Raw genomic sequence first — 13,114 nt, forward strand, 5'->3', positions numbered from 1 at the left:
GTTGCCATCACCAACCCAGAACATGGCGCAGAAGTGCGAGCACACCGGCAAGCGGCACATCCATATCGGCAGCCTTGCGTTCTTTGCGCCAGTCTGCGGGCATCTCGAACGTGCCGGACCAGATGCCGAGCCCCTTGTTCTGAGCAAGGGTCTGCTCACGCGAAAACAGGAAGTATTCCGTTGTCACCGCATAACCGGCAGCCACGATTTCTCCCGCCAGATCGCGTTCGCCGATATGACACCGGACAAGCAGGCGCTTGTATCGGTCCCGGCTGCTACCCTCACAATCCAAATCTCCGCTTTGCAGCAAGGTTTGAACATATGTCTTGGCCTGCCTGCCACAAGGCCAGTCATTTCCTTCGCGACTGCAAGTCTGACTCAGCTCTGGCGCATCAATCCCCATCAGGCGAAACCGCTCGCCATCCCGGGCGATTGTGTCACCATCCACCACGCTGAAGTAACCGGAAAAAGTCTGTTGATGAATGCCATCCACCCGTGCTGCAACAAGCGTTCCTGCTACCAGCAGCAGAGACGCGATGATGCCATCCTTCAACCAGCGGCTGATCTTGCCTGACTTTCGTCTCATGTACGAACAAACCCTTTTGAGAAATGGCAAACAAAACCTTTCGGCGCAGCATCTTCTTAAGAATTTGCGTTTAAGCTGCAAGCCTTTAGATCATTTGCGTTGTGTCCATGAGTAAGAGCACTAGCAACACCGCTGACAAGAACATCGTCGATCGCTCCCGCACGCGCCGTAACAAGGCGGTGTTCGAGACGGTCAAGGCGACGCGTGAGCGGCTGCAATATGGACCGGTGAGCACCAACGGCTTCGAGCGTGATCTGCTGCAAATGCACATTGTCGAGACGTTGCAGGGCGCAACGATCATGCCTCTGTTCATTATTCTCACAACAGGTGTCGGCATCTATATCAGCCGCGATCCACAGATCATTGGTTGGGCCGTTATCGCATTGACCGTGCATGCGATGACGCTGCTATTTGCCAAGCGAGCATCAAAACAGGAGATCAGCGCTTCCAACCTCTCCGCATGGCAGAACATTTTCCTTGCAGCACAGATCGTCATGGGTCTGGTCTGGGTCCTGTTCACCATCCAGCACATTGAAAGCAAAGATCCATCGCTGGTCATGTTCTACAAGGGCGGCACTCTGTTGATTGCCCTGACGATCACGGCAAGCTCCAACAACCTGCTCCGGCGGGCGATGGTGATGACGTTTTTGCCTGTGGTGGTGGCCCTCAGCGTCACGGCCATATTGTCACGCAGTCCGATGGAAATCGGCCTTGCGCTGATGTTCTCTCTGGCCATGCTGTTTTGCCACCATGTGACGAAACGGATCTACCAGTCCAGCATCAAGCTCTTGACCTTCCAGTCAGAAAAGGACGACCTGATTGCAGAGCTGGAAGTCGCCAAATCCATGTCCGATGAGGCAAGACGCCGAGCCGAGGAAGCCAATATGGCCAAATCTCGTTTTCTGGCCTCCATGTCTCACGAATTGCGCACACCGCTGAACGCCATTCTCGGCTTTTCCGAAGTCATGGCGGAAGAGGTGCTCGGGCCGCTGAACAACCCGCTCTACAAGGAATATTCCGGCGATATTCACCGCTCCGGCCAGCATCTTCTTGATCTCATCAATGAGATTCTCGACCTCTCCCGCATCGAGGCCGGACGTTACGATCTGCATGAGGAAGCCATTGCCCTTCTGGAAATCGCCGATGATTGCGTGGGCATGATCCAGCTTCGTGCACGTGCCAAGAACATCCGCATTGTTCAGCAGTTTGAAACGACCCTGCCCCATGTCTGGGCGGATGAAAAATCGATCCGTCAGGTCATCCTCAACCTCCTGTCGAATGCCGTGAAGTTCACGCCTCAGGGAGGTGAAGTTACCATCAAGGCGGGTTGGACGGCGGGTGGTGGGCAATATGTTTCGATAAGGGATAATGGCCCCGGCATTCCTGAAGAAGAAATTCCGGTGGTTCTATCGGCCTTTGGTCAGGGTTCCATTGCCATCAAGAGCGCCGAGCAAGGCACCGGGCTTGGCTTGCCCATCGTTCAGGCCATTCTGGCAAAGCATGATGGACAGTTCGTGCTGAGATCGCGTCTGCGCGAAGGCACAGAAGTCATTGCCATCCTGCCCGCCAAGCGGGTGCTTCAAAGCATTCCGGCTGTCGAAGATGTGCAGTTCGTGGAGCCGCGCCGGCGCTCGTTTGCTTAAAGCAGAACGATGGAACCGAAGATGGTGCTGACCAGCGAGTAGAGCACGAATCCACCATTGGCCAGCAGCAGACAGAACACGGCGAAGGAACCGAGGTCCTTTGCATTGCGGGCCGCAGAGGAAAATTCCGGCGATACCCGGTCAACGATTTCCTCGATAGCCGTGTTCAGTGCTTCCACCGAAAACAGAAGAAGCATCAGCACCGAAAATATCAGATAGTGCACCAGCGGAGCGCCGATGACGCCCATCAGTGCCAGCCCCGCGCCGAAGGCCAATACCTCGTGCCGGAACGCCGCTTCCTTCCAAAGACGCAACAGGCCTTGAGCCGAGTAACGCGTCGCTGCAATCAGATGTCTGAAGCCGGTCTCCTTGCGAAAGACCGGTTCGGATGGCGGTAAGGCGTCGAGCTTATCCATGGCGCTCTCAGCGGTCTGTGCGGGTCGTTACACCCGCTGCGGCAAAGGTCGCCATGCCGGAATGGCAGGCAGCAGCCGCTTTGACGATACCGGCTGCCAGTGCGGCACCGGTGCCCTCGCCTAGACGCATGCCCAACGCCAGAAGCGGTGTCTTGCCAAGCTTTTCCACCGCGGCCAGATGACCCGGCTCACCGGACACGTGGCCGATGAGGCAATGGTCAAGCGCTGCAGGGTTGGCAGCCTTGAGCAAAGCGGCAGCAGCGGTTGCGACATAACCATCGATCAGAACGGGAATTTTCTCGACACGAGCAGCGAGAATGGCTCCCGCCATGGCCGCGATTTCACGCCCGCCCAATCGACGCATGATCTCAAGCGGATCAGACAGATGATCCTTGTGGAATTCGACGGCAGCCTTCACCGCAGCAATCTTGCGCGCCATGATATCGCCTTCCGAACCGGTGCCGGGGCCGGTCCACTCTTCCGCCGTACCACCGTAAAGCGCCAGGTTGATCGCAGCTGCAATCGTGGTGTTGCCAATGCCCATCTCGCCGATGCACAGAAGATCGGTACCACCAGCAATCGCTTCCATGCCGAATGCCATGGTGGCTGCGCAATCACGTTCGGAAAGTGCGGCTTCCATGGTGATGTCGCCGGTCGGATAATCCAGCGCCAGATCGAAAATCTTCAGCCCGAGATCGTGTGCCACACAGATCTGGTTGATGGCGGCACCACCTGCAGCAAAGTTTTCGACCATCTGCTGCGTGACAGACGACGGATAAGGCGTAACGCCATGGCGGGTAACGCCGTGGTTTCCAGCAAAAATCGCCACCAGCGGACGGTTGACCGCAGGCGCACGACCGGACCAGGCAGCCAGCCACATGGCGATTTCTTCCAGACGGCCCAGAGAGCCTTCAGGCTTGGTCAGTTGCGCATTGCGCTCCTTGGCTGCGACAAGCGCAAATGTATGTGGGCCCGGCAGGTCGCGCAGCAGCGTGCGAAAATCATCAAACGGCAATCCGCTCATGCTCATGTAACAGGTCTTTCTGTTCACGCCGGACGCTTGTCTTTTCCGGCAAATCGGTCTTTGTAGGCCCTTCTCATAATCGCGGATGCGCAGAGGAACAACCTCAAATACGATATGCCGAGCCTCAACCAAAGGAGAGACGTTTGCAGGCGGGGAATTTTGTGACGGACATGATGCGTTCGCTGAGTTTTCTCAGCCGCATTCCCGTGAACGATATCTTCTTTGAAGATGATAATCGCCCGCTCGGCCAGATGGTGCGAGCCTTCCCCGTGGCCGGATTTCTCATCGCTCTCCCGGCAGCATGCCTTGCCGCTCTACTGGCCTGGGCTGACGTAGACCCGCTTATGTCTGCCATGTTGGTGCTGACCGTTGCGACGATCACCACCGGAGCCTTGCACGAGGATGGCTTTGCTGATTCTGCTGATGGCTTAGGCGGTGGCAGCACGAAAGAGCGCGCCCTGCAAATCATGAAAGACAGCCGCATCGGCTCCTATGGGGCCATCGCGCTTATCGTCTCGTTTCTCCTCAGAGCAACGGCAATCGCCGTTCTCTTTCGCGAACTCTCACCACTGGCAATCGCCGCCTGTCTGGTTGCCAGTGCTTGCTTCAGCCGGGGATTGATGGTCTGGCACTGGCAGACGCTGCCACCGGCGCGCGACGGCGGTCTGGCCGCCATGGCAGGCCAGCCGGGCGAGCGTGAACGCAAGGGCGCAATCATCTGCGGACTGGGAATTGCAGTTCTGCTCTGCCTTCCGATTGTCTCGGCTTATCTTCTGGCCATCGTCATTGCCGCGCTGTTTGGTGTTACGCATGTTTTCAACCGTTTCTGCTACCGCAGGATCGATGGCCACACGGGCGACACCATTGGCGCCACCCAGCAGATCACAGAGATCGTGATGCTGACGGCACTTGCTCTCATCGTGTGAAATACAGATATGGAAATCATGGAATCACCCTGCATCGACATATGTTCTCTCGATTCGCATGACGGCCTTTGCGACGGTTGCCATCGCAGCATTGAAGAGATCATGGCCTGGTCACGCTTAACGGCGCTTGAGCGCCGCACCATCATGGCAAGTCTTCCGCAGCGCGCCATGGATCGCATGCGCCCACCAGTTCAGGAGACAGCGACCGCATGAACCGGCTGACTTTCGTGTTCCTCGTGCTTGGCATTGGTCTGGCACTGCTCATATTCAACCACGAAAGCGGCCAGACCTTTGGCATCAGCAACGAGCAATTCGGTGAGGCCATCTACCTGATACCCATCGCCGCTCTGTTGTCAGTCGGCATTCTGGCAGGCAATCGCGGCCGCTGGGGCACAGTGCTGCGCCAGATGGCCATCTGGCTCGTCATCATTCTCAGCCTCGTTGCCATGTATCTCTATCGCTATGACGCGCAGCGTTTCGGTGAAAGACTGCTCGCAGGGCTGATGCCGGGCCGTGCCGTTGTGGTGACCACGCAGAATGGCGAACAGGAGGTCATCCTCAACAAATCCATGAGCGGACATTTTGAGGCCAATGCACAGGTCAACGGCACTACGGTGCATATGCTGGTGGATACCGGAGCGAGTTCAGTCGTTCTGTCCACAACGGATGCAAAAGCAGTCGGGATAAACATCGATACTCTTGGCTATACGGTCACCGTCATGACAGCCAACGGGCGCACGTCGGCTGCCCCGGTCCGCCTTTCAGAAGTCGCCATTGGCCCGATTGTACGTCGCAACGTCTCGGCACTCGTGGTGCAGGATGGGCAATTGGAGCAGAGCCTGCTGGGCATGACATTCCTCTCCACCCTCGGTTCACTTGAGATGCAGACAGACGAACTGAGGCTGCGGGATCGCTAGCGCCCATCGGGCGGCTACTGGAACTCGAAAATCTGGCGAAACACGCCCGGCGCGATGAGGGAGAGCGGGTTGATCGCCAGACGCGGTGAATCCGTCTGGCCCGTCAGCTTGAAGGTGATCCCCAGCAAACCGCGGTCCCGACCATTGCCGAGGAAGATGCCAATGAAGGGCAATTCTGCAAACAGACGGTTCAGGCCATAGGCAGGCATGAAGGTGCCGGTCATATCCATATTGCCGTTCTGATCCTTCACGATGCCCTGGAAGGTCGCGCCAATCTGTTCGCCGCGTATCACCCCGTTTTCCAGCGCCAGGGTGCCGTTCACATAGACGACCCGGGCAAATCCACGCTGGAATTTCTCAGAGCTGACATCGATGTTGCGACGCACAGCCGTGTTCAGGCTTCGCCCGTCGTCACCTGTCGGCGTCGCGACGATATCCTGAAGTTTCGCTTCATTCAGAACGGCGAAGTTGCGCATGTCGAGTGAGCCACTCCAGTCGTTGCCATTGGCCGTGGTCAAAGCGAGGTTCAGCAGGCCACCGCGCACGCGCGAATAGAGGTTCGTAAAGCGGGCGAAGGAACCGGCATCGCTGCTGGTCAGGTTGATCGTGCCGCCATCACCACGGTTGATGGTTTGGGCAACAAGCGCCTGCCCTCGGCTGGTCACGGCTTTCAGATCAATGGTGCGCAGCTTTCCATCCCGCAGATTGACGTCCGCATTGACGTTGCTCATCACCTCGTCATTGAAGCCGTAAACCTTGTCCAGCTGGGCCTTGATGCTGAAAGCGCCAAAATTGTTATCCGGCTTGTCCGTCGTGCCATTCTTCGCCGATGAGCTTCGCAATCTTGCGATCAGCGGGCGCAGATCAAGAGATTTACCATGGGCGTTGACGGTGTAATTCTTGCGCGATGCCGTGACCGAAACAGCAACATCATCCTGCGGTGAAAGCTGGAAACGGGAGAAATTGGCGGCAGTCAGGCCGGATTTATCGAATTTGAGATCGCCCGAGGCACCGAAACCATCGCCGTTCAGCGAGAAATCATCAACCTTTGTCACACCATCGACGGTTTCCATTACGAAGGATGCGCCGGCGGCAATACCTGCACCCTTTGTCCAGCCAATTCCTGGCAAAACAATCGAAGCATTGGACAGATCGAGTTTGACGTTCTGCCGGCGCGCATCGGACGCATCAAGCTCCAGCAAGGTGGTGCCGCCCAGAATGCTTGTCAGTTCGGGCGCAAGCTTGGCAACCTGCCCCGGCTCAAGCGTTGCCTTGACAAGCATCTGCCGCGCCACGGTGCTGGTCTTGCGTGTAGGCTGGACGATGTCGATATCCACAGGCACATCATCGACACGGGCTTTGCCTTTCAGGCGCAACGCCTCATTGTCGATGGTCATGGGGCCGTTCACAGCGGAAATCTGGCGGCCAAAGAACGGGCGCGTAAGCGATACGCCATCCATGTCCAGCTTGGCATTCCATGTCGGTTGCGGTGGGTTCTGGCTGGTCAGCAGCCCCACCATCAGCTTTGCGTTGGCCTCGATCTGCCCGGCAAAATCCTCCGGCTTGAAGTCGGAATCTCTCAACGCGTTGATCGGCTGGAATGTAGCAAGCTCCGCCACGGCATCCGCAGAGCCGGAGACGTTGAGATCAAGATCAGCCATCAACGGCTTGGCATAGACAGACTTGATCGAGAACTTGCTATTATCCAGAGCAAGCGTGCGGTTGGACGGGAAAAACGACGTTGCCTTGATGATATTGACATTGATGGCCTCGCCCACCAGCTCGAAATGCGCAGACGCATCCCGCAGCGGCGGAATGTCACCCGTTACGTTGAGACGGGTATTGTCGACATCGAATTTGATCTGCAATTCGCTGGCAGACAGTTCCAGCGGGCAACCCGGGCCACACATCCGTCCCTCTGGTATGAAGACGGAGATGGAGCCGTTTCTGACCGTGCCACCAAACAGGTTGGAAACGACCCAGGGACGTGCCTTGCGCGCCATCCAGAAGGGCCACAATTGCTTGACGGCGCTGGCCTCCATCTTGGCAATCTGGCCACCAAAGCTGATTTCGGGCGAACCGTGGCCCAGGAACCGGACCTTGAGTGAGCCCGCCATGTCGCCCAACGCGCTCTTCACATAGAGCCCGGGAATATCGAGGAGATGCGATGACCGGTCAAATGTTCCATCCGCCACAAGGTCAAAGCCGACAGGCGGCTCCCCGCCCGCTTCGGCAAGCGCTGTCGCGCTTTCCAGACGCATCATCAGGTCGTAGCCCTTGGCATTGTCCTTGATTTGGGCGCGAAGCGGAAGAACGGTCTGGCCGAGCGTCAGGTGGGAGTTTTCTACTGCCACAACGCTCTTTTCGAAGTCGTATCGGGCGTTGATGACCCCGCTGGACACCGGTTGCGCATCACCGCCAATGTAGAGCTTGCCATCGCCAATACCTGCGGAGACTGTGAGCGACGGCGCCGCGTCACCCAGCGCACGGTTGCCGATGATGTTCAATCCGGCTTTGACATTGAGGCCCTGATGCATCACCCCCTGGGGATCATGCTGCTCAAGAAGTGGACCGATATCGAAACCATCCAGCCTTGCCGTGAAATTGCCGATCTTGTCGGCCATTCCCTTGGCGGCAAGGGACAAGGTCGCCACCTCGCCGTTGAACGCCACATTGCCGTCCAGCGTATAGCCACCCTCCCCATCAGGCACCAGTGAGAGTTCGCGAAGTATAATGGTGCGAGGCTGGCCGTCATCGCGGGGTGGCAAACGAATGGCGATTTCTGAGAGATCAATCTCTTCTGTGCCGCTTGCCTTGAAGGCCTGAGCGAAGCGATCCAGCTCAACAAATGCCAGATCGAGATAGGCGGGAACATCAGCAACACGAAGCTTGGCGAAGTCGATACCCTGCCCCTTCGGCAAAAGCGCGGTATCCAGCTCCATTCCCGTTGCTTCGAGGCTTTGAACCGAAACGCGGCCCGCCAGCAATGCCAGCGGGTTGAGCGCCATGCCCATGGCGCGGGCACGGCTCAAATGCTGGCCGGTTTCCTTATCAATGATGTCAACATCCTGCGCCACCAGAGCCAGATTGAAGCCGGAGGCAAAGCGCACGGATGTGGAGCCGATTCGTGCATCGTATTTGGAGCCCAGCGCACGCTCGAGCGCCTGCTTGGCTTGTGTCGTCAATGCAGCATCGATGGAACCGGTTTCGACCGAAACGATAATGCCACCAATGGAAATGAAGGCGAGAATGACCAGCGCCCCAAACACCTTCAACAGCGATCGCGTCATGGAACGCGGGCGCGGGCAGTGAACAATAATGGGGTCTTCAACCTGGGCAGAGGGCATCGCATGCAGCGGCTTTATATCGCGCTTGCTGAAGCTGACCTTTTCGCCACGAATTTCCGCCATCCGCCTGTGCTTGCTCCCGGAACTGCCACGACCCTCGATCATTATCAGGGTCTTTTCGGCGTGACGGTCCTACCAATCACACCGTCTGTATCGCCACAAGACTGGACGAAGCACTTATTCGGTATATATCGAACAACGGCCCATTTACTCAACAATCCGGCGAAAGAAAGGTCATATATGACTGATTGGAAAATTGGCGATACAGCACCGGACTTTACCCTGCCCCGAAATGGCTCAGGTGAAGTCACTCTTTCAAGCCTCAGCGACAAGACAGTGGTCCTTTATTTCTACCCCAAGGATGACACGTCGGGCTGCACCGTGCAGGCCATTGATTTCAGCGCAATGGGTGCGGATTTCGAAGCAGCCAACACTGTTGTGATCGGCATCTCCCCCGATTCGGTCAAGAGCCACGATAAATTCGCTGCCAAGCACTCGCTTACCGTTATGCTGGCCTCCGATGAGGAGCGCACGGTGCTGGAAAGCTACGGCGTTTGGAAAGAAAAAAGCATGTATGGCAAAAAATACATGGGCGTGGAGCGCACGACCTATCTGATTTCGCCCGGTGGCGCGATTGCCAAAATTTGGACCAAGGTGAAGGCCAACGGCCATGCACAAGAGGTTCTTGAGGCCGTAAACGCTCAGTAGTTGCTGCCTTGCTGATAAAGTCAAAACTTCGTTAACCTTAACGAATTACTATCCAGCCAAATAGGATGTTGGCTGGAGGATGCGTTTTGACGAGAGCGGGTAAAGACCTGGCATTTGGCAAAAAACGCCAGCAGCACGTCCTTATTCTCGCCAGCGGCGAGAAAGTGCGCCACATCACGATCCGGCCCTGGCTTGCGGCGACTGCTTTATGCGTCGCCGGTCTGCTCAGCATCGGCTATATCGGCTCCACTGCCTACCTCATTCTGCGCGATGATCTCGTCGGCGCGACCATCGCCCGCCAGTCTCGAATGCAGACAGAATATGAAGATCGCATCGCCGCACTCCGCGCCCAAGTGGACCGCGTCACCTCCAAGCAGGTGCTGGATCAGCAAGCCGTGGAACGCAAGGTAGAGAAGCTCTTGGCGCAACAAAGCGCCCTCACCTCCAGGCATGGCCGCATGAGCGAATTGCTGGAGCGCGCTGAAAAATCCGGTCTTTCCAAACCCGTAATCGAACCCAGCGCCGCCAATGCTTACGCGCCGGATAAGAAGGCGAGCCTCTCGGGCGCTGTCAGAGCCATCGACAGCGCCCTGTCATCTCCATCCACAGGCATGAAGGGCAGCATCGGATACACATCCGGGCACGAAAAACTATCCCAGCGCAACCTGTCGCTGATGATCGCCTCGCTCGACAAGGTCGAGTCCGAACAGTTGAGCCGGATCGCCTCGTTGACATCGGGCGCTGCAAGCAAGGCAGACGCCATGGCCGATATCATCCGCAGAACCGGCATCCGCATCGACGACTCGGTCCCGCAGGACATTGGTGGCCCCTTCGTGGAGCCGGTGAATACGAGTTCTGCAACATTTGAAGAGCAACTCAGCAATCTCGACAGCGCCCTGATCCGCCTTGAAACGGTGCGCGGCGCGGCTGTATCACTGCCCTTCGGTAACCCTGCCCCCGGCCGTGAAATCTCTAGCCGCTTCGGAAACCGCATCGATCCGTTCCTCGGCCGCCTTGCCCTGCATGCGGGTATCGATTTCGTCGCCGAAACGGGTGCGTCGGTTCAGACAACAGGTGCTGGAACGGTGACAAGCGCAGGCTTTTCAGGTGGTTACGGCAACATGGTCGAGGTCGATCATGGCAACGGCATCACAACCCGCTACGGCCACCTCTCGGAAATTCTCGTGAAGGAAGGCGACAAAGTCGCACTTGGCGAGGTCATCGGCAAAGCGGGCAGCACGGGCCGTTCAACTGGCCCGCATGTGCATTATGAGGTGCGTTTGAACGATAACCCCGTCGATCCTGCACGCTTTCTGCTGGCCGGAACTGAACTTAAAACCTATCTGCAATAGATCAAACGGCGCATCACTTATCCGGTTATTGACGCGATTCCAGTCGTCAGGCACACCATAAACGGTGCGGCAACCTGTATTGTTTTGAGATAAATCCCTGTTTCCTTGACTTTCTGGCTAATTCGGCCTATTCCGCCGCTACAGTCTGCGGCGCCGCCGTTATGACAGCTAAGTGTTCTTTTCGAACCAACATGGAAACAGTTTTTCCTTTGACAACATTCTCTGATCTTGGCCTGAGCCAAAAAGTTCTTTCCGCTATTGAAAGTGCCGGCTACACGACACCGACACCTATTCAAGAAGGCGCGATACCGCCAGCGCTGGAACGTCGCGACATCTGCGGCATTGCGCAGACGGGTACGGGCAAGACTGCGTCCTTCGTACTTCCCATGTTGACCCTTCTGGAAAAAGGCCGTGCGCGCGCAAGAATGCCGCGAACCCTTATCCTTGAACCCACCCGCGAACTCGCGGCGCAGGTTGCTGAGAACTTCGAAAAATATGGCAAGAATCACAAGCTCAATGTCGCGCTGCTGATTGGTGGCGTGTCGTTTGATGAGCAGGATCGCAAGCTGGAGCGTGGCGCAGACGTCTTGATCTGCACCCCCGGCCGCCTGCTGGACCATTGCGAACGTGGCAAGCTTTTGATGACCGGCGTCGAGATCCTCGTGATCGACGAAGCCGACCGCATGCTTGATATGGGCTTCATTCCCGATATCGAGCGCATCGCGAAGATGATTCCTTTTACACGCCAGACGCTGTTCTTCTCGGCCACCATGCCACCGGAAATTCAGAAGCTGGCTGACCGCTTCCTGCAAAACCCGGTTCGCATCGAAGTGGCCAAGCCATCCTCGACGGCAAAGACCGTGACGCAGCGCATCGTTGCGACGCATGACAAGGATTATGAGAAGCGCGCCATCCTGCGTGATCTCATCAACGCGCAGACCGACCTCAAGAACGCGATCATCTTCTGCAACCGCAAGAAGGATGTCGCAGACCTGTTCCGCTCGCTGGAACGTCATGGTTTCTCGGTCGGTGCACTGCATGGTGACATGGACCAGAACTCGCGCACAAAGATGCTTGCGGGCTTCAAAGATAACCAGATCACGCTGCTCGTTGCATCAGACGTTGCAGCGCGTGGCCTCGATATCCCCGATGTCAGCCACGTGTTCAACTTCGACGTTCCGATTCACGCGGAAGACTATGTCCACCGCATTGGCCGCACGGGCCGTGCAGGCCGCTCCGGCGCTGCCTTCACGCTCGTCAACCGTCGCGACACCAAATATCTCGACGCTATCGAAAAGCTCATCAACGAGAAGATCGAATGGCTGAACGGTGACCTGACCGCCCTGCCGGAACCCATGGAAAGCTTTGCTTCCGAGCGTCCGCGCCGTGGCAAGGAAAAAGACAAGGAACGCGGTCGTGGCCGTGACAGAAACCGTCGTGATGCTGCTCCACAGGCAGAAGCACCACAGCCGGTTGTCGAAGAAAAGATCATTCAGCCAGCCGCTATCGTAGAAATCGCGGCAAATGGAGGCGACAAGTTGAAGGCAGAACGTAAGCAAGAAAGAGCACCTCGCAATTTCGAGCGCAACCACAACGCAACGCCCCCTGCAAATGATGACAACCGTCGTCGCCACTACCGCGACCACGATGATGGCCCGACACCTGTTGGTTTCGGTGATGACATTCCAGCTTTCATGCTGATCGTCGCAACCGCGAAGGCGTGATTGTGAAGCCCGGCATTAACTTTCCGGGCGTTGGCGCTGGCCTTGTCATCAGGCGCGATGGCAAGGTCCTGCTTTATAAACGGGTCAATCCGCCCGAAGCCGGGCACTGGAACATTGTGGGCGGCAAGGTCGACCACATGGAGCATTCCAGAATTGCCGCAATACGCGAAGCCGAAGAAGAAACTGGCCTGAGCATCGGCGATGCAAGCTTTCTGTGCACCAGCGAGCAGATCATTGCCGCCGATGGGCAACACTGGCTTTCGCTCATCTACATGACAGATGATTTCAAGGGTGAACCCTCGCTGACCGAGCCTGATAAACTGTCAGAGTTTGGATGGTTTGATGTGGACAATCCGCCTCAGCCACTGTCCTTTTTTGCAAGGGATGCGTTTCTCCAATTGCGCAATGCCGGCGAGTGAACGGCTCCGTTAATCCTATATCGCTGAAAATACGCGAAAATTCCTGCCTAAC

12 protein-coding genes are annotated in these 13,114 nt (G+C 56.9%); 8 read left to right on the plus strand and 4 right to left on the minus strand.

Features of this window, described 5'->3' with window-relative positions:
• Positions 1 to 7: 7 nt before the first annotated feature.
• On the minus strand, positions 8 to 586 hold the full coding sequence (locus IFT53_RS19025) for a thermonuclease family protein (protein ID WP_192066924.1): 579 nt from the start codon (positions 584 to 586) through the stop codon (positions 8 to 10).
• A gap of 107 nt (positions 587 to 693) precedes the next feature.
• Between IFT53_RS19025 and IFT53_RS19030 the strand changes: the two genes are divergently transcribed.
• Positions 694 to 2,229 (plus strand): sensor histidine kinase, encoded by a 1,536-nt coding sequence (locus IFT53_RS19030; RefSeq protein ID WP_192066925.1) that lies wholly within the window; start codon positions 694 to 696, stop codon positions 2,227 to 2,229.
• On the opposite strand, the gene IFT53_RS19035 is transcribed toward IFT53_RS19030, so the two are convergent.
• Complete coding sequence (locus tag IFT53_RS19035) at positions 2,226 to 2,645, minus strand: diacylglycerol kinase (protein ID WP_192066928.1); 420 nt, start codon at positions 2,643 to 2,645, stop codon at positions 2,226 to 2,228. The genes IFT53_RS19030 and IFT53_RS19035 overlap by 4 nt on opposite strands.
• A 7-nt stretch (positions 2,646 to 2,652) precedes the next feature.
• On the minus strand, positions 2,653 to 3,675 hold the full coding sequence (gene cobT, locus IFT53_RS19040) for a nicotinate-nucleotide--dimethylbenzimidazole phosphoribosyltransferase (protein ID WP_042619716.1): 1,023 nt from the start codon (positions 3,673 to 3,675) through the stop codon (positions 2,653 to 2,655).
• Between the two features lie 164 nt (positions 3,676 to 3,839).
• On the opposite strand from cobT, the gene cobS reads away from it, so the two are divergent.
• Genes cobS through IFT53_RS19055 form a run of 3 tightly spaced genes read left to right on the plus strand, consistent with a single transcriptional unit; the run spans position 3,840 to position 5,512 of the window.
• A complete protein-coding gene (gene cobS / locus IFT53_RS19045; RefSeq protein ID WP_192067002.1) occupies positions 3,840 to 4,595 on the plus strand; it encodes an adenosylcobinamide-GDP ribazoletransferase in 756 nt (251 codons plus the stop codon).
• Between the two features lie 18 nt (positions 4,596 to 4,613).
• Complete coding sequence (locus IFT53_RS19050) at positions 4,614 to 4,808, plus strand: DUF1289 domain-containing protein (RefSeq protein ID WP_192067004.1); 195 nt, start codon at positions 4,614 to 4,616, stop codon at positions 4,806 to 4,808.
• Positions 4,805 to 5,512 (plus strand): TIGR02281 family clan AA aspartic protease, encoded by a 708-nt coding sequence (locus tag IFT53_RS19055; protein ID WP_192066929.1) that lies wholly within the window; start codon positions 4,805 to 4,807, stop codon positions 5,510 to 5,512. Before IFT53_RS19050 ends, IFT53_RS19055 begins: the two co-directional genes overlap by 4 nt.
• Before the next feature lie 14 nt (positions 5,513 to 5,526).
• Here the strand turns inward: IFT53_RS19055 and IFT53_RS19060 are convergent, their stop codons facing one another.
• Positions 5,527 to 8,964: an AsmA-like C-terminal region-containing protein gene (locus IFT53_RS19060; RefSeq protein WP_244656550.1), complete on the minus strand. Its 3,438-nt coding sequence runs from the start codon at positions 8,962 to 8,964 to the stop codon at positions 5,527 to 5,529.
• A gap of 135 nt (positions 8,965 to 9,099) precedes the next feature.
• Between IFT53_RS19060 and bcp the strand changes: the two genes are divergently transcribed.
• The 4 genes from bcp to IFT53_RS19080 all read left to right on the plus strand — a co-directional run bounded on the left by bcp (position 9,100) and on the right by IFT53_RS19080 (position 13,062).
• Complete coding sequence (gene bcp, locus IFT53_RS19065) at positions 9,100 to 9,567, plus strand: thioredoxin-dependent thiol peroxidase (protein WP_192067006.1); 468 nt, start codon at positions 9,100 to 9,102, stop codon at positions 9,565 to 9,567.
• A gap of 86 nt (positions 9,568 to 9,653) precedes the next feature.
• Entirely contained in the window at positions 9,654 to 10,919 is a 1,266-nt protein-coding gene (locus IFT53_RS19070; protein WP_244656387.1) for a M23 family metallopeptidase, read from the plus strand.
• 209 nt (positions 10,920 to 11,128) lie between these two features.
• Positions 11,129 to 12,643 carry a DEAD/DEAH box helicase gene (locus IFT53_RS19075; protein WP_042619298.1) on the plus strand — a complete coding sequence of 505 codons (1,515 nt, stop codon included), beginning with the start codon at positions 11,129 to 11,131 and terminating at the stop codon, positions 12,641 to 12,643.
• Positions 12,643 to 13,062: an NUDIX domain-containing protein gene (locus IFT53_RS19080; protein WP_192067008.1), complete on the plus strand. Its 420-nt coding sequence runs from the start codon at positions 12,643 to 12,645 to the stop codon at positions 13,060 to 13,062. Before IFT53_RS19075 ends, IFT53_RS19080 begins: the two co-directional genes overlap by 1 nt.
• The last annotated feature ends 52 nt before the right edge of the window (positions 13,063 to 13,114 follow it).

Source organism: Rhizobium sp. CFBP 13644, from assembly GCF_014842165.1.
In the GTDB taxonomy this organism is placed as follows: Bacteria; Pseudomonadota; Alphaproteobacteria; order Rhizobiales; family Rhizobiaceae; genus Agrobacterium; species Agrobacterium tumefaciens_C.